Genomic DNA, 17102 nt, shown 5'->3' with positions numbered 1-17102 from the left:
GCATATGCAACTGAATTCCACCGAAATCAGCGAACTGATCAAGCAGCGCATTGCTCAGTTCAATGTAGTGAGTGAAGCTCACAATGAAGGTACGATTGTATCTGTTAATGACGGTATCATTCGTATTCACGGTTTAGCCGAAGTTATGCAGGGTGAGATGATCGCACTGCCTGGCAATCGTTATGCAATCGCATTGAACCTGGAGCGCGACTCCGTAGGTGCGGTTGTGATGGGCCCGTATGCTGACTTAGCAGAAGGCATGAAGGTCAAATGTACTGGCCGTATTCTTGAAGTTCCTGTTGGTCGTGGTCTGCTTGGTCGTGTGGTAAACACGCTGGGTGAGCCAATTGATGGCAAAGGTCCTGTTGAGCATGATGGTTTCTCTGCTGTTGAAATGATTGCTCCGGGCGTTATCGACCGTCAATCCGTTGATCAGCCGGTACAGACTGGTTATAAATCTGTTGATGCCATGATCCCTATCGGTCGTGGTCAACGTGAACTGATTATCGGTGACCGTCAGACGGGTAAAACAGCACTGGCTATTGACGCAATCATTAACCAGCGTGACTCAGGCATTAAATGTGTTTATGTCGCAGTTGGTCAGAAAGCTTCTACTATTGCGAACGTTGTTCGTAAATTAGAAGAGCATGGTGCTCTTGCCAATACTATCGTCGTTGTTGCGACTGCTTCAGAATCTGCTGCATTACAATACCTAGCGCCATATTCTGGTTGTGCAATGGGCGAATATTTCCGCGATCGCGGTGAAGACGCGCTGATTGTTTACGATGATTTGTCTAAGCAGGCTGTTGCTTATCGTCAAATATCCCTGTTGCTGCGTCGTCCGCCAGGGCGTGAAGCATTCCCAGGTGACGTTTTCTATCTGCATTCCCGTTTGCTGGAGCGTGCTGCGCGTGTTAACGCTGAATATGTAGAAAAATTCACTAATGGTGAAGTGAAAGGTAAGACGGGTTCTCTGACCGCTCTGCCTATCATTGAAACTCAGGCAGGTGACGTATCAGCATTCGTACCGACAAACGTTATTTCAATTACTGATGGTCAGATCTTCCTGGAATCCAGTCTGTTCAACGCGGGTATTCGTCCGGCAGTTAACCCAGGGATCTCAGTATCCCGTGTAGGTGGTGCAGCTCAGACTAAGATCGTGAAGAAGTTGTCTGGTGGTATTCGTACTGCTTTGGCTCAGTACCGCGAACTGGCAGCGTTTTCTCAGTTTGCTTCTGACCTTGATGATGCAACCCGTAAACAGTTGGATCATGGTCAAAAAGTAACTGAGTTGCTGAAACAGAAACAGTATGCACCAATGTCTGTTGCACAGCAGTCACTGTCTCTGTTTTCTGCGGAGCGTGGTTATCTGGAAGATATCGAAATTGCTAAAGTTATTGATTTCGAGTCTGCGCTGCTTGCGTATGCCAGCCGTGAACATGCTGATCTTCTGAAAGAGATTGACCAGTCTGGTGGTTACAATGATGAGATCGAAGCAAAGCTGAACGCTCTGCTCAATTCCTTCAAAGCAACTCAGTCCTGGTAACACTATTCGGCCCGGTTTAATTAAACATGGGCCGTCTGGTTAATGAGGAGAATCAGGAATGGCCGGCGCAAAAGAGATACGTACCAAGATCGCCAGCGTGCAAAACACGCAAAAAATCACTAAAGCGATGGAGATGGTTGCAGCGTCCAAAATGCGTAAAACGCAGGATCGCATGGCGGCCAGCCGTCCTTATGCAGAAACCATACGCAGCGTGATTGGTCACCTTGCGTTAGGTAATCTGGAATATAAACATCCATACCTTGAAGAACGTGAAACCAAACGTGTCGGGTATCTGGTTGTTTCTACCGATCGTGGCTTGTGCGGTGGTTTGAACACTAATCTGTTCAAAAAACTGTTGTTAGACATGAAAGACTGGTCTGATAAAGGTGTCCAGTGTGATCTGGCGCTTATCGGCTCTAAGGCGACCTCTTTCTTTGCTTCTGTTGGGGGTAACGTTGTTGCTCAGGTAACAGGCATGGGAGATAACCCTTCACTGTCCGAATTAATCGGGCCGGTTAATATCATGTTGCGGGCATACGATGAAGGACGTCTGGATAAATTGTATGTGGTGACAAATAAGTTCATCAATACAATGTCTCAGGAACCGACTATTACTCAGTTGTTGCCTCTGCCTGCCGGAGATGATGAGACACTGAAGAAGAAATCCTGGGACTATTTATACGAACCTGATCCTAAGGCGTTGCTGGATATACTGCTGCGTCGTTATGTAGAATCGCAGGTTTATCAGGGCGTCGTTGAAAACCTGGCTAGTGAACAGGCCGCACGAATGGTGGCGATGAAAGCCGCGACTGATAATGGTGGCAGCCTGATCAAAGAGCTGCAGTTGGTTTATAACAAAGCTCGTCAGGCCAGCATAACTCAGGAGCTGACCGAGATTGTCTCGGGCGCTTCCGCGGTTTAACAGCTAGGTTTACGAATTACGTAGAGGATTCAAGATGGCTACTGGAAAGATTATCCAGGTAATCGGCGCCGTGGTGGACGTCGAATTCCCTCAAGATACCGTACCAAAAGTATACGATGCACTTGAGGTTCAAAATGGCGAAGCTAAATTGGTGCTGGAAGTACAGCAGCAGTTGGGCGGCGGCGTTGTTCGTTGTATTGCAATGGGTACTTCTGATGGCTTAAGCCGTGGTTTAAGTGTTACTGATTTAGGTCACCCAATCGAAGTTCCAGTTGGTAAGGCGACACTTGGCCGTATCATGAACGTATTGGGTGAACCAATCGACATGAAAGGTGATATAGGCGAAGAAGAGCGTTGGGCGATTCACCGCTCAGCTCCAAGCTATGAAGAGTTATCTAACTCTCAAGAGCTGCTGGAAACCGGTATCAAAGTAATGGACCTGATTTGCCCATTTGCCAAGGGTGGTAAAGTGGGTCTGTTCGGTGGTGCGGGTGTAGGTAAAACCGTAAACATGATGGAGCTGATCCGTAACATCGCGATTGAGCACTCAGGTTACTCCGTATTTGCCGGTGTAGGTGAACGTACCCGTGAAGGTAATGATTTCTACCACGAAATGACCGACTCTAACGTACTGGATAAAGTATCTCTGGTATATGGTCAGATGAATGAGCCACCAGGAAACCGTCTGCGTGTTGCGCTGACTGGTCTGACAATGGCTGAGAAGTTCCGTGATGAAGGCCGTGACGTTCTGTTGTTCGTTGATAACATTTATCGTTATACCCTGGCTGGTACTGAAGTGTCTGCATTGCTGGGCCGTATGCCGTCAGCGGTAGGTTATCAGCCAACTTTGGCGGAAGAAATGGGTGTTCTGCAAGAACGTATTACTTCCACTAAAACCGGTTCTATCACTTCTGTACAGGCTGTTTACGTACCTGCGGATGACTTGACTGACCCATCTCCAGCTACAACTTTCGCCCACTTGGACGCAACCGTAGTACTGAGTCGTCAGATTGCATCTCTGGGTATTTACCCTGCGGTGGATCCGCTGGATTCTACCAGCCGCCAGCTCGATCCATTGGTTGTTGGTCAGGAGCACTATAATGTTGCCCGTGGCGTTCAATCTATCCTGCAACGTTATCAGGAACTGAAAGACATCATCGCTATCCTGGGTATGGATGAACTGTCAGAAGACGATAAGCTGGTGGTTGCGCGTGCTCGTAAGATCCAGCGCTTCTTGTCTCAGCCGTTCTTCGTTGCAGAAGTGTTTACGGGTTCACCAGGTAAGTTCGTTTCCCTGAAAGACACTATCCGTGGCTTTAAAGGTATCCTGAACGGTGACTATGACCACCTGCCAGAACAAGCGTTCTACATGGTTGGTACCATCGAAGAAGCTGTGGAAAAAGCGAAGAAACTTTAAAACGGCTGACCGGAGGTTGACATGGCTGCGATGACTTACCATCTGAATGTTGTCAGTGCTGAGAGCCGGATGTTTGAAGGCTTGGTACAGAAAATTCAGGTGACAGGTAGTGAAGGTGAGTTGGGTATTTATCCGGGACATGCTCCACTACTTACTGCCATAAAACCTGGCATGGTACGTATTGTTAAGCAGTTCGGTGAAGAAGAGGTGATTTACCTTTCTGGTGGTATCCTTGAGGTACAACCGAGCGGCGTTATCGTACTGGCTGACACTGCGATCCGTGGTAAAGATTTGGATGAAGCTAAGGCGCTGGAATCTAAGCGTAAAGCTGAAGAACACATCCGTAATTCTCACGGTGATGTTGACTATGCTCAGGCATCAGCTGAATTGTCTAAAGCGATTGCAAAACTTCGTGTAATCGAGCTGACAAAAAAGGCGATGTAATACAGGCAGTTAAAGAAAAAAGCCAGTTAGTGAAAGCTAACTGGCTTTTTTGTATTGCGAAATATGTAGTAATTTATCTCGCAAACAGGTTTACTTTTTTCTCTTAAATTGGAGTTATCAGGTTTCTTATGTCTAACAGTGCAAAAAGTGTAGTGATCCTTGCCGCGGGTAAAGGAACCCGCATGTATTCTGATCTCCCTAAAGTACTGCACTTGCTGGCCGGTAAACCTATGGTTCAGCATGTGATTGATACTGCAATGGCGTTGGATGCTAAAAATGTTCATCTGGTTTATGGACATGGTGGTGCTCTGATGAAGCATGCTTTATCTGATCAAAAGTTGAATTGGGTGTTGCAGTCAGAGCAGTTAGGGACTGGACATGCAATGCAACAGGCTGCACCCTATTTTACTGATGATGAAGATATTCTGATACTGTATGGCGATGTGCCTCTGATTGGAGCAGATACCCTTGAACGTCTGCTGGCGGTTAAACCTGAAGGTGGTATTGGTTTACTGACAGCAATTCTGGATAATCCAACGGGTTATGGTCGCATTGTTCGTGAAAATGGAGAAGTAACCGGAATCATTGAGCAAAAAGACGCGACTGAAGATCAACGAAAAATCAATGAAATCAACACAGGTATTCTGGTCGCTAATGGTGGTGATTTAAAACGTTGGTTATCCCAATTAAATAACAACAATGCTCAAGGTGAATATTATCTTACTGATGTGATTGCTTTGGCTTATAAAGAAGGCAGGAAAATTGAAGCAGTACATCCAAGCCGCTTGAGTGAAATGGAAGGTGTGAATAATCGCCTCCAGCTTTCCGCTCTTGAGCGTATTTATCAATCTGAACAAGCAGCAAAATTATTACTGGCGGGTGTTATGCTGTTGGATCCCGCTCGTTTTGATTTACGCGGTACATTGACTCATGGCCGTGATGTGGTTATTGATACCAATGTCATTATAGAAGGTAATGTAACCCTTGGTAATAACGTGCAAATTGGCACAGGTTGCATATTAAAGAATTGTATTATCGGCGATGATTCTATTCTTAGTCCATATACCGTTGTTGAAGATTCTGAAATGGAAGCAGGCTGCACTGTTGGACCTTTTGCCCGTTTGCGTCCTGGTTCTAAACTCGCTGAAAAAGCCCATGTAGGGAATTTCGTTGAGATGAAGAAATCTTATCTAGGTAAAGGTTCTAAAGCGGGACATCTGACTTATCTTGGCGATGCTGAGATTGGACATAATGTGAATATTGGTGCAGGTACTATTACCTGTAACTACGATGGTGCTAATAAATTCAAAACCGTCATTGGCGACGATGTTTTTGTTGGTTCTGATACTCAGCTTGTTGCGCCGGTGACTGTTGCCAAAGGCGCTACAATTGGTGCGGGGACAACAGTGACAAAAAATATCGCTGAAAATGAATTGGTAGTAAGCAGAATTAAGCAAACCCATATTCAGGGTTGGAAACGCCCAGTAAAGAAAAAATAAAATAATAATCCCCACTCTACAGGCTCGGGGACCGGCAAAGCCGGAAAACAATCAGGTTCGTGACATATAAAGGGCTTTCATCAGCCCTGTTTTTAGGAATAAAACTGATGTGTGGAATTGTTGGTGCAGTAGCACAACGAGATATTGCTGAAATCTTGATTGAAGGGCTTCGTCGTTTGGAATACCGTGGTTACGACTCCGCTGGGCTGGCGGTTGTTGATAACGAAAATAATATGCTTCGCCTGCGTGAAGTCGGTAAGGTGCAAATACTTGCTGATGAGGTTGACAAGCAACCAGTCCTTGGTGGGACAGGTATTGCGCACACCCGTTGGGCTACACACGGTGAACCAAACGAGAAAAATGCTCATCCTCATATATCTGATTATATTGCTGTTGTTCACAACGGCATTATTGAAAATTACGAAGAATTGCGGACTCAGTTAATTGAACGTGGTTATCAGTTTACATCAGATACTGATACAGAAGTTATTGCCCACTTTGTTCATTGGGAGCAAAAACAGAGTGGTACCTTGCTGGAGGCTGTCCAGCGTATTATTCCCCAGCTTCGTGGTGCGTATGGTGCAGTTATCATGGATAGCCGTGATCCTGGAACAATAATAGCTGCAAGATCGGGTAGTCCTCTGGTTATTGGTTTAGGCGTTGGGGAAAACTTTCTTGCGTCTGATCAACTGGCTCTGTTGCCTGTTACCCGTCGTTTTATCTTCCTTGAAGAAGGTGATATTGCGGAAGTAACCCGCCGTACTGTGCATATTTTTAATACTCAGGGCGAACCGGTTGAACGGGAACAGATCGAATCTAATATTCAGTATGATGCTGGTGACAAAGGTGTTTACCGTCACTACATGCAAAAAGAGATCTATGAACAGCCAATGGCAATCAAAAGCACTCTGGAAGGGCGCTTAAGCCATGGGCAGGTAGATTTGTCTGAACTTGGTCCTAATGCAGCTGAATTGTTATCTAAAGTTGAACATATTCAGATTGTTGCCTGTGGTACATCCTATAATGCAGGTATGGTTTCCCGTTACTGGTTTGAAGCATTGGCGGGTATTCCTTGTGATGTGGAGATTGCTTCTGAATTCCGTTACCGTAAATCGGCACGTCGTCCGGGAAGCTTATTAATTACATTGTCTCAATCGGGTGAAACCGCAGATACACTGGCAGCACTGCGTTTATCCAAAGAGCTTCGATACCTCACATCGTTGACAGTTTGTAATGTAGCGGGTTCTTCCTTGGTGCGTGAGTCTGATTTTGCTTTGATGACCAAGGCTGGTGCAGAAATTGGTGTTGCTTCAACCAAAGCGTTCACAACTCAGTTGACAGTATTGTTGATGCTGGTGGCTTACCTTGGGCGTTTGAAAGGTGTTAATGCTGAACGGGAGCAAGAAATTGTTCATGCACTACATGCACTGCCAAGCCGCATCGAAAGCATGCTGTCGAAAGATAAAATTATCGAGGCGCTGGCAGAAGACTTTTCTGATAAGCACCACGCTCTATTTCTTGGCCGTGGTGATCAGTATCCGATTGCGGTTGAAGGGGCGCTGAAATTAAAAGAAATTTCTTACATCCATGCAGAGGCTTATGCCGCAGGCGAATTAAAACATGGCCCATTGGCACTAATTGATGCAGATATGCCTGTCATCATTGTAGCTCCAAATAATGAACTGCTGGAAAAATTGAAATCCAATATTGAGGAAGTACGTGCTCGTGGCGGATTGCTATATGTATTTGCTGATCAGGATGCGGGTTTTACAGACAGTGAAGGAATGAAGATCATCTCATTACCGCATGTTGAAGGACTGATAGCCCCAATATTTTATACCGTGCCGTTGCAACTGCTCTCTTATCATGTTGCGCTGATTAAGGGAACCGATGTTGATCAGCCTCGTAACCTGGCTAAGTCAGTGACTGTAGAATAATCGCTTTATAATAAGAAGTTAAAATAAGCCCCTGTACATTAAAAATACAGGGGCTTTTTGTGTTTAATTGAAAAAGTTTCTCATTATTTTCTTGATGATAAAAATAAATTGCGATACTGTAATGTTATATTATTACATTTGTGGTGAAGTTATGAAACCAGATATCCATCCAAACTACCGGGTAGTCGTATTTCACGATACCAGTGCTAATGCCTACTTTACAGTTGGCTCCACTATTCGTACTGAGCGGACAGTTACCTTGAATAGAGAAGAGTATCCGTATGTGACTGTTGATGTATCATCGGAATCACATCCTTTCTATACAGGTAAGCAGAAAACTTTGTCTCAAGAAGGCAGCACAGCACGATTCCAGAAAAAATTTGGGCGTTTTATTGGCAGTAAATAAATTGAAGGATCGTAGAAATGCAGGTGTTAAGTTCACTTAAAACGGCGAAAACCCGTCACCCAGATTGCAAAATCGTACGCCGTCGGGGCAGGTTGTATGTTATTTGTAAATCCAATCCGCGTTTTAAGGCAGTTCAAGGGAAGAAAAAGAAACGCTGATACTATAGTGGAACTCGCAGCTTATAACTGCGGGTTTCTTTTCTGTATTTTATTTGTAATCATCTTGAGAATAACTAATCTAACCTAAACTTTGTTTGAGAAGGGAGTTAACATCATTAAATTCCAGATGAAGAAAAGTTATATTTTACGCAAAATGAAACCTTATAAATGTTTGCTGTATAGTCTAGAATTAAACCTTCAGTTGGTTGTTATTGCTACAAATCTACCCTAAGAAATAGTTCATAATTTACTCTTATTAACGTATTTCTCTATAAACCATTATCTTGGTCATTTATTGATACCCGGATATAGCCAATCTTTGCCATGTGTGATCCTGCTTAATACCAATAAGAGATTATTTTTATAGAAATTATCACGGATTGACTAATTTTGAAAAACCTTGGTTTACAAGAAGGAGCTAAACTAGCTGCTGCTGAAGGATTATTAAACGCCGATGGTTACATAACTATTCCTATGATGGTTAATGGTGTACCAAAGAAGTGGATATTTCAGTGGATGACAGGCCCAATTTGTAATGACGAAACTATAACTTACCCAGCATTACAGTTTCCACTTGCTTTTCCTAATATGTGCTTAATGGCTCTAACTGCAACAAAAGGTAATAACACCAAATTCTCGGATCAAGTGTTTCAGGTATCCTCTTGGACTAATTCAGAAGTCAAAGTATTCCCACAATGGTTTGGTACAGGAAATCAAGGTCTATGTTCTCCACTTATCATAGCTATCGGGTATTAAAGGTAAAAGGATATATTCTATCTTTAGCAACGACTAGGAGCTTTTACCCGGATACGTTAAAAGCTGGTTATCTTTCTATGAAAATTTTGTCCTATCATGAAAAACATTCTGATGAACGAAGAATGGAATAGTTAACCAAATTGGTATTTTAAAAGTACTAGAGATTGACTGACCAATTCCACCATTACGTAACTTAAAGAAAGACCGGGGATAGAATAGTGCCCGGTCTTAATAATTCTATTTATTCTGGTATTTTCGGCCATTCAATATCAGAAACCAGTGAAATATCAACCCGACTCAGTAACACCACATACCTTTTCCAGGCAAGCAATAACGCTTTTTCTGCTTCTGAGGCCATTTCAGTTTCAATGGCATATTGCAGTAAAGCCATAGCTTCATCTGCCTGTTGACGAAGAGTAGCACGTTGTTGTTCTGCTTGTTCAATCTGACTGGCCTTTTGGGCTTCGATATCCGTTACCCATTTTTCACCATCCCATTTATCAAAATCGGTAGCGGGTTGTTTAAATGTCAGTATTTCTGGTAATTCACCTGGTTCAATAATTTCCTGCGGTTTCCCAGTTTGTGTGTTGTAAGTTATTTCTCCGCGATAATCTGGCACAATCAACCAGTTGGTTAAATCAGATGAACGGCAGGCGATATATCCCTCTTTAGTATCAGGTGGTGCATCTATGCAAGAATTAGCAGGAAGACCAACACCGACAGAAAGATATTCATCAGTGCTGCTTAAATATTCTCGTGTGCTTGCGTTGTAATTAAACACAATAATATTCCCGCTATTGATGGCAATATTATTCTTATCCAGTATAGCCTTACTCATCAGATAATCCTCACAATGTAATTAAATGCCACGTTTCTCGGGCGTGTTTCATTTCCACCATTCATCCCAATAGATTTGTTTTCCCCTAAACTGCCCCGGTAGTTAGGACCGCCTGTCATACCGCCACGCATGGGATCTGTATCCTCAAGACTAGTTTTATCACTGTTAGTGGTATAAATGCTGTGATTATGTCTTTTGAACGCATCAACTTGAATGCTCAGTAGTTGGCGACCGCGGTCAATGCCGCGCGCATCATTCCATCCTCGAATAAACTCACCTCTTAAATCGGGTAGTTTACCGTCAGGATAGGCTTCAGCTAATTTCGGATACAGAGATTTATCAAAGATTGCCCCATTACATTTCACCCATCCGTTTGGGGGGATGTCAATCGGCCAGGGAAGAGGTATTCCCACAGGGATCACTTCGAATACAGGCATGCTCATTTATGCCGCTCTTACGATATAGTTAAATGCAACGTTGCGTGGCCTTGATACTCCTATATAAGCTATTGTGGCATCCCAAGTTGTTATTGTTGTACTTACAGACCTGGCTCTTATTGAAACGGTTTTATTTTGTGGTTTATCCCACTGTAATACCGTATGATCATTCTCCGATAAGTTAACAACATCATCTTCTTTTGCCCGTAACAAATAAGACCCCTCTTGCCATACTAGTAATGAACGCGATGGATCGACCCCACGCCCATTATCCCAGCCACGGATAAATTCACCGCGTAAATCGGGTAAATTACTGCTAGGATAAACTTTCGCTAATTCCGGAAATTGTGACTTATCAAAGGCTGCACCATTACATTGCAACCAGCCGTCTGGCGGTATGGCAGTCGGCCAGGGAAGGGGGACTCCTACCGGAATTAGCCTTTCCAACAAACCAAGGTTAGTAAAAAATGCTGTAAACCCCGTCCAGTGCGGATGGGGGACAGTCACTTGCTGATGTTTGTTACCGGTAGGTGGAATAAAATGGTCACTTCCATTCAGTGAGAAATGGGGTGACTGTAAATTTTATCTGCTTCAGATTTGTTACCCATCTTGTATTAACTACGCCACCAAATATTTTTCGAATAGTTAATAAATTCACTTGCGCCTCTGGTTATATTTTGTCAGCTTTAGTGTAATTATAATCTCTGATTGACACTCCCCAAGACAGGACAATAACGATGAAAAATGTGGGTTTTATCGGCTGGCGTGGTATGGTCGGCTCAGTATTAATGCAACGTATGATTGAAGAACGGGATTTTGATATTATTCGTCCTGTATTCTTCACGACATCACAACATGGGCAGATTGCACCTGATTTTACAGGTCAACAGGGCACCTTACAGAATGCTTTCGATATTGAGGCTCTTCGTGTTCTGGACATTATTATTAGTTGCCAGGGAGGAGATTACACCAATGAGGTTTATCCGAAGTTAAGAGCAACGGGTTGGCAGGGATATTGGATTGATGCGTCGTCAGCGCTGCGTATGAATGATGATTCCATCATTATTCTTGATCCGGTCAATCATGCTCATATTCAGGAAGGTCTTAATAAAGGTATAAAAACTTTTGTTGGTGGTAATTGTACCGTTAGCTTAATGCTGATGTCTCTGGGCGGTTTGTTTGCTAATGATTTGGTTGAATGGGCTTCTGTTGCGACTTATCAGGCAGCTTCTGGTGCCGGTGCCCGTCATATGCGCGAATTACTGGTTCAGATGGGCTCTTTGCACACTCAGGTAGCGAAAGAGTTGCAAGATCCGGCATCTGCTATCCTGGATATTGAAAGAAAGGTAACAGATTTCACCCGTAACGGTTCTTTACCAACAGACCAATTTGGCGTACCACTGGCAGGTAGTTTGATCCCATGGATTGATAAACAGCTTGATAACGGTCAGAGCCGTGAAGAGTGGAAAGGGCAGGCAGAAACCAACAAGATCCTCAATACTGGTAATAATCTTATTACCGTTGATGGTTTGTGTGTACGTATTGGCGCTTTACGTTGCCACAGTCAGGCATTTACTCTGAAATTGAAAAGAGACATTCCGATTCCTGAAATTGAGCAATTACTGGCTGCGCATAATGACTGGGTAAGAGTGATCCCAAATGATCGTGAGCTGAGTATGCGAGAATTGACCCCGGCAGCGGTAACAGGTACGTTGAATACTCCTGTGGGGCGTTTACGCAAGCTGAATATGGGCCCGGAATATTTATCTGCTTTTACAGTAGGTGACCAATTGCTGTGGGGAGCAGCAGAGCCTCTGCGTCGTATGCTACGTATCTTAGCTTAATCGTTTTAATCTATTTATTTATGTAAAAATCCACTCGTTATTCGGGTGGATTTCTCTATATAGCATTTATACCCTTCATCTTTCAAGTTGCTGCTTTGTTGGCTGCGTTCACTTACCCCAGTCGCATAGTTATCTATGTTCCTGGGGATGCGTTCACTTGCCGCCGCGCTGCAACTTGAAATCTATTGGGTATAATGGTTCTGTTGATTGTTTCTTTATTGGTTTATTTTTGTTATATTCCATAAATTATATTTATGATTTGTGTCTGCCTAGTAAATCATTTTTATGGAGATGATGGGAATGGAACAAGATAAATTACTGAGTTTAAAAGTAAGAGAATTAAGAGAGTTGGCAAGAACGTTATCTTTTCGCTATATCAGTCATAGTAAAATCAAAATAGATTTTAATTCAGATGTAAATCTTTTTATAGAGGATATATTGGGACGGGTTCGTGTTCATTGTTTATCTTCAAGTGGTGCAATTGAATTAATCCAATTTGAAATAGATCACCTGAAAGAGCAAGCTTTCTATTTAACAGCGAATAGAGTAAAGCAATATGCAATAATTGAAAGGGAAAAAGAGAAATCAAGTTATACTAATCTTATATTAAAACAGATCGGATTTGTTGGTGGTGGTACTCAGATTCTTGCGGGTTACACAGTCTGCAAGGCTTCTTTAGGGTTAGCATGTGCTTCATTCGGTGCTCCATTAATGGCTCATGGGTACAATAATGTTGTTGAAAATGGATATTATCTATTGTACAGAGAAAATATTAATGGTGGTGTCAGAGAAGGATACAGATATATTGCTAACAAAATCGGTTTAAGTGATAAAGATGCAGATATTGCTTATGCAACTGTTGATTTGGCTCTTTCAGGTTATGGCGCTTTTAGAAAAGTCTTGAAGCCAAGAGAAAAGTCATGGAAGTTATTCAGAAATATAGATAATGATTTTATCAGAGGGTGGAGAGAAATGGGAACTGTGAGCTTAACTACAGAAGGTATCGTTGATAGTTCTACAATTTTGAGTATTTATCAGTTACAAGAGGATAAATAATGAATTATATCGATGTTACAATTTCCACTCAATCTACTTGGCAGGATATTTTTCTGTACTATCTTTTATCATTAGCGCTTTTGTTTTTTCTTTTTTTCATGAAAATTACCATAGAGAAAAGAAGAAATTATATTCTCTCTGTTCTTGGTTTTTTTATTATAATAATGTTTGGTTCAATTCAATTGTTTATTGTTAAATATGGTGGTTATCATGAGATTATATCAATGTTTATTAATTTAAATAGTGAGGTAATTAGAGTGGGTAGTGTGATTTTTTCTATTTTATATGCTTGCATGTTACCAAGAAAATATTGAAATTAGTTTTAGATTAGATGATTATGAAATGAATTTGTTAATGGATAGGATAAGCTTATAATAACTATCTAATTACTGAAAAAATCATAATATGCTTGTTGAGTATTTGTTGATTAAGATAGGAAAAAATATGGATTATATCGATGTTATAATTTCTACCAAGCCCACTTGGTGGGATATTTCTCTTTATTACATTATGTCTTTAGTTGTTTTTATCTCATTTTATTTTATAAAAAAGATTGTGGATAAAAAACGTAATTATATTTTGTCTGTTTTTGTTTCTATTTTAATAATTATATTTGGTTATATACAACTATTTGTTGTTGGCCTTAATGAACACCATGATTTTATATCGAAATTCATTAATTTAAATAGTGAAGAGATTAAAATAGGAAGTATGATATTCTCTGTTTTATATGCTTTGGTCCTACCGAGAAAAGTTCGTTAATGAAACAAGGCGTGAAGTTAAAACGCCTTGTTTTGCTCTTTTAATAAATCCTATCATCCCAAATACTATAACCACCAGTACCTGCGATAAGGTGATTCCAGGTAATATTTGTATATTTTAATGAAATACTTTCCTGTGGTGGGAGCTCATTATGATTCAACGAATGCGGATGTAAAACACTTATTTCAGTGATTGTGGCACCAGTGATCTTTATATTGTAATAACGTTCTTGAGCACCATTTGAGTTAGTTCGGTAAAAATCAATAGAGCATTCAAGAGACTCATTATCAGAAATAGCAACACCAAGTAATGGTGATGATTTGTCGATGGGTTTTTGGATAACAATGGGTTGATGATCGACGTTTTGAGCCCGTGTTATCGCATGGCTTAAGCTATAAACTAATATCTGATCAAAGTGGTTTGCTTGATATTTATTACCAATAGAATCAACAGAAGAACATCCAGCTGATATTAACCCTTGTTTTTTTCCCTTTACCGTCATGTAAATCATGTCAGCCATATTATATCCTTAGATTATATTTAAGTGATGTTTTACAGAAACATTAGATAAATTACACTTTATTGGTGATAAATAACAGATAAAAAAACGCTCATAGAGAATAAATATGAGCGCTTTTGGAATTGTTAATAATATTAATTAGATATCAATATTGGCTGCTTTCAGGGCATTCTCTTCAATAAATGCACGGCGAGGTTCAACTGCATCACCCATTAGGGTTGTAAACAGTTGATCAGTGGCAATAGCATCTTTTACTGTCACACGCATCATACGGCGGGTTTCTGGGTTCATGGTTGTTTCCCATAACTGCTCAGGGTTCATTTCTCCCAGACCTTTGTAACGCTGTATGGACAGGCCACGACGTGATTCTTTGGTTAGCCAGTTCAGAGCCTGCTCAAAATCAGAGACAGGTTGGCGGCGTTCACCCCGCTCAATATAAGCGTCTTCTTCGATCAAATTGGCAAGTTTATCGCCCAATTGGGTAATACGGTGATATTCACCACCGTGGACAAAATCGAAGTCCAGTAGATAGTCAGTATCAACACCATGTGTACGAACACACAGAACGGGTTCATACATTTGGCGCTCACGATTTTCATGGAGGCGATAGCTGTAACTGCTACTGTTTTGTTCACGGTCATTCAGACGAGTAACCAGCGTTTTAATCCATTCTTCAACTTTGGTTTTATCAGACAGCTCTTCTTCAGTTAGCTTTGGATGATAAATCAGATTGTTCAACAGACTTAGTGGATACAGGCGTTCCATACGTTTAATGATTTTCTGCACACTATTGAATTCTGTCACCAGTTTTTCCAGTGGTTCCCCTTTCAGGGCGGGTGCGTGTTTGTTGGTGTAAAGTGATGCGCCATCCAACGCAATGGACAGTTGGTACTCATCCATTGCTTCATCATCTTTAATATATTGTTCTTGCTTGCCTTTTTTCACTTTATACAGTGGCGGTTGCGCAATAAATACATGACCACGTTCAATGATTTCTGGCATTTGACGGTAGAAGAAAGTCAGCAACAGAGTACGGATATGAGAACCGTCGACATCCGCATCTGTCATGATAATAATACTGTGATAACGCAGCTTATCCGGGTTGTATTCGTCACGGCCAATACCGCAGCCCAACGCAGTGATCAGGGTTGCGACTTCCTGAGAAGAGAGCATTTTGTCGAAACGCGCTTTCTCAACGTTCAGGATTTTACCTTTCAGTGGCAAAATTGCCTGATTTTTACGATTACGTCCCTGTTTTGCGGAACCTCCCGCAGAATCCCCTTCCACTAAGTAGAGTTCGGACAGTGCCGGATCACGCTCCTGGCAATCTGCTAGTTTGCCGGGCAAACCAGCCAGATCAAGAGCCCCTTTGCGGCGTGTCATTTCGCGTGCTTTACGGGCTGCTTCGCGGGCGCGGGCAGCATCGATAATTTTACCGACGACGGTTTTAGCGTCATTCGGGTTTTCCAGCAGGTATTCCACCAGCTTCTCGTTCATCAGTGTTTCAACCGCCGTTTTCACCTCGGAAGAAACCAGTTTGTCTTTGGTCTGAGAAGAGAATTTTGGATCAGGTACTTTAACGGAAATAACGGCGACTAAGCCTTCACGGGCATCATCACCGGTGGCGCTGACTTTAGATTTCTTGTTGTACCCTTCTTTGTCCATATAGCTGTTGAGGGTACGGGTCATCGCGGTACGGAAACCCACTAAGTGAGTACCACCGTCACGTTGCGGGATGTTGTTGGTAAAGCAGTAAATATTTTCCTGGAAACCATCGTTCCATTGCAATGCGACTTCAACACCGATGCTATCTTTTTCTGTAGAGAAATAGAAAACATTGGGATGGATTGGTGTTTTGTTTTTATTTAAGAATTCGACAAACGCCTTAATACCACCTTCATAATGGAAATGGTCTTCAATATTGGTGCGTTTATCAAGCAGGCGGATAGATACACCTGAGTTCAGAAAGGACAATTCACGCAGACGTTTAGCCAGAATGTCGTGCTGGAATTCAGTGTTGTCACGGAAAGTATCCATGCTTGGCCAGAAGCGGACACGGGTACCTGTCTGTTCGGTTTCACCGACAACTTTTAGTGGGTTTTGCGGCACACCAAGGTGATAAGTCTGTTCATGAACTTTGCCGTCACGGCGGATAATCAGTTCCAGCTTTTCAGACAAGGCGTTAACAACAGAAACCCCTACACCGTGCAGACCGCCGGAAACTTTATAAGAGTTATCGTCGAATTTACCCCCCGCATGCAGCACAGTCATAATAACTTCAGCTGCTGAAACACCTTCTTCTTCGTGTATACCGGTAGGAATACCGCGGCCATCATCCTGTACAGAGACAGAGTTATCGGCATGGATAGTGACGATAACTTCACTACAGTGGCCTGCGAGGGCTTCGTCGATAGCGTTGTCGACAACCTCGAAGACCATGTGGTGTAAGCCGGTACCATCGTCTGTATCACCGATATACATGCCCGGACGTTTACGAACCGCATCCAGCCCTTTTAATACCTTGATACTTGAGGAGTCATATGTATTCGACATCAACGTT

At 42.3% G+C, this 17102-nt stretch carries 18 protein-coding genes; 13 read left to right on the top strand and 5 right to left on the bottom strand.

Going from position 1 to position 17102, the window contains the following annotated elements:
* The first annotated feature begins 4 nt into the window (after positions 1 to 4).
* The 9 genes from atpA (at position 5) to VY86_RS24585 (ending at position 9085) form a co-directional block, all read left to right on the top strand.
* Positions 5 to 1546, top strand: coding sequence for a F0F1 ATP synthase subunit alpha (gene atpA / locus VY86_RS08095; protein WP_021325026.1), 1542 nt, complete (start codon positions 5 to 7; stop codon positions 1544 to 1546).
* A 58-nt stretch (positions 1547 to 1604) separates the two neighbouring features.
* Positions 1605 to 2468 (top strand): F0F1 ATP synthase subunit gamma, encoded by an 864-nt coding sequence (gene atpG, locus VY86_RS08090; RefSeq protein ID WP_023044944.1) that lies wholly within the window; start codon positions 1605 to 1607, stop codon positions 2466 to 2468.
* Between the two features lie 34 nt (positions 2469 to 2502).
* Positions 2503 to 3885, top strand: coding sequence for a F0F1 ATP synthase subunit beta (atpD, locus tag VY86_RS08085; protein WP_046974581.1), 1383 nt, complete (start codon positions 2503 to 2505; stop codon positions 3883 to 3885).
* Positions 3886 to 3906: 21 nt separating this feature from the next.
* Positions 3907 to 4329: a F0F1 ATP synthase subunit epsilon gene (locus VY86_RS08080; protein WP_011144452.1), complete on the top strand. Its 423-nt coding sequence runs from the start codon at positions 3907 to 3909 to the stop codon at positions 4327 to 4329.
* 128 nt (positions 4330 to 4457) lie between these two features.
* Entirely contained in the window at positions 4458 to 5828 is a 1371-nt protein-coding gene (gene glmU, locus VY86_RS08075) for a bifunctional UDP-N-acetylglucosamine diphosphorylase/glucosamine-1-phosphate N-acetyltransferase GlmU (RefSeq protein ID WP_046974580.1), read from the top strand.
* A 107-nt stretch (positions 5829 to 5935) separates the two neighbouring features.
* Positions 5936 to 7765, top strand: coding sequence for a glutamine--fructose-6-phosphate transaminase (isomerizing) (gene glmS / locus VY86_RS08070; RefSeq protein ID WP_046974579.1), 1830 nt, complete (start codon positions 5936 to 5938; stop codon positions 7763 to 7765).
* Positions 7766 to 7916: 151 nt separating this feature from the next.
* A complete protein-coding gene (locus VY86_RS08065; protein WP_046976765.1) occupies positions 7917 to 8171 on the top strand; it encodes a type B 50S ribosomal protein L31 in 255 nt (84 codons plus the stop codon).
* 17 nt (positions 8172 to 8188) lie between these two features.
* Positions 8189 to 8329, top strand: coding sequence for a type B 50S ribosomal protein L36 (gene ykgO / locus VY86_RS08060; protein ID WP_046974578.1), 141 nt, complete (start codon positions 8189 to 8191; stop codon positions 8327 to 8329).
* Between the two features lie 390 nt (positions 8330 to 8719).
* Positions 8720 to 9085, top strand: coding sequence for a gp53-like domain-containing protein (locus VY86_RS24585; protein ID WP_071880997.1), 366 nt, complete (start codon positions 8720 to 8722; stop codon positions 9083 to 9085).
* Between the two features lie 241 nt (positions 9086 to 9326).
* Here VY86_RS24585 and VY86_RS08050 read toward each other — a convergent pair whose 3' ends face one another.
* The 3 genes from VY86_RS08050 to VY86_RS08040 are packed head-to-tail and all read right to left on the bottom strand — an operon-like array spanning position 9327 to position 10867.
* The gene (locus tag VY86_RS08050; RefSeq protein ID WP_046974577.1) at positions 9327 to 9923 is read right to left on the bottom strand and encodes a tail fiber assembly protein; all 597 of its coding nucleotides are present in this window, start codon (positions 9921 to 9923) and stop codon (positions 9327 to 9329) included.
* The gene (locus VY86_RS08045; RefSeq protein WP_052760795.1) at positions 9923 to 10366 is read right to left on the bottom strand and encodes a tail fiber protein; all 444 of its coding nucleotides are present in this window, start codon (positions 10364 to 10366) and stop codon (positions 9923 to 9925) included. The genes VY86_RS08050 and VY86_RS08045 overlap by 1 nt, the downstream gene beginning before the upstream one ends.
* Positions 10367 to 10867, bottom strand: a complete 501-nt coding sequence (locus VY86_RS08040; protein WP_052760794.1) for a phage tail protein — start codon at positions 10865 to 10867, stop codon at positions 10367 to 10369.
* A 230-nt stretch (positions 10868 to 11097) separates the two neighbouring features.
* Between VY86_RS08040 and asd the strand changes: the two genes are divergently transcribed.
* The 4 genes from asd to VY86_RS08020 all read left to right on the top strand — a co-directional run bounded on the left by asd (position 11098) and on the right by VY86_RS08020 (position 14022).
* Positions 11098 to 12204 carry an aspartate-semialdehyde dehydrogenase gene (asd, locus tag VY86_RS08035; RefSeq protein ID WP_046974575.1) on the top strand — a complete coding sequence of 369 codons (1107 nt, stop codon included), beginning with the start codon at positions 11098 to 11100 and terminating at the stop codon, positions 12202 to 12204.
* A gap of 300 nt (positions 12205 to 12504) precedes the next feature.
* Positions 12505 to 13260 carry a DUF4225 domain-containing protein gene (locus VY86_RS23180; protein ID WP_082111198.1) on the top strand — a complete coding sequence of 252 codons (756 nt, stop codon included), beginning with the start codon at positions 12505 to 12507 and terminating at the stop codon, positions 13258 to 13260.
* A complete protein-coding gene (locus tag VY86_RS08025; RefSeq protein WP_046974573.1) occupies positions 13260 to 13574 on the top strand; it encodes a hypothetical protein in 315 nt (104 codons plus the stop codon). The genes VY86_RS23180 and VY86_RS08025 overlap by 1 nt, the downstream gene beginning before the upstream one ends.
* A gap of 130 nt (positions 13575 to 13704) precedes the next feature.
* Positions 13705 to 14022 (top strand): hypothetical protein, encoded by a 318-nt coding sequence (locus tag VY86_RS08020; RefSeq protein WP_046974572.1) that lies wholly within the window; start codon positions 13705 to 13707, stop codon positions 14020 to 14022.
* Between the two features lie 40 nt (positions 14023 to 14062).
* Here VY86_RS08020 and VY86_RS08015 read toward each other — a convergent pair whose 3' ends face one another.
* Both VY86_RS08015 and gyrB read right to left on the bottom strand, forming a co-directional pair.
* Entirely contained in the window at positions 14063 to 14542 is a 480-nt protein-coding gene (locus VY86_RS08015) for an Hcp family type VI secretion system effector (protein WP_046974571.1), read from the bottom strand.
* A 138-nt stretch (positions 14543 to 14680) separates the two neighbouring features.
* Positions 14681 to 17095 (bottom strand): DNA topoisomerase (ATP-hydrolyzing) subunit B, encoded by a 2415-nt coding sequence (gyrB, locus tag VY86_RS08010; RefSeq protein ID WP_046974570.1) that lies wholly within the window; start codon positions 17093 to 17095, stop codon positions 14681 to 14683.
* Positions 17096 to 17102: the final 7 nt, after the last annotated feature.

The sequence above is a fragment of the Photorhabdus thracensis genome, assembly GCF_001010285.1.
GTDB lineage: Bacteria > Pseudomonadota > Gammaproteobacteria > Enterobacterales > Enterobacteriaceae > Photorhabdus > Photorhabdus temperata.
This window is presented reverse-complemented; position numbering and strand designations above follow the sequence as displayed.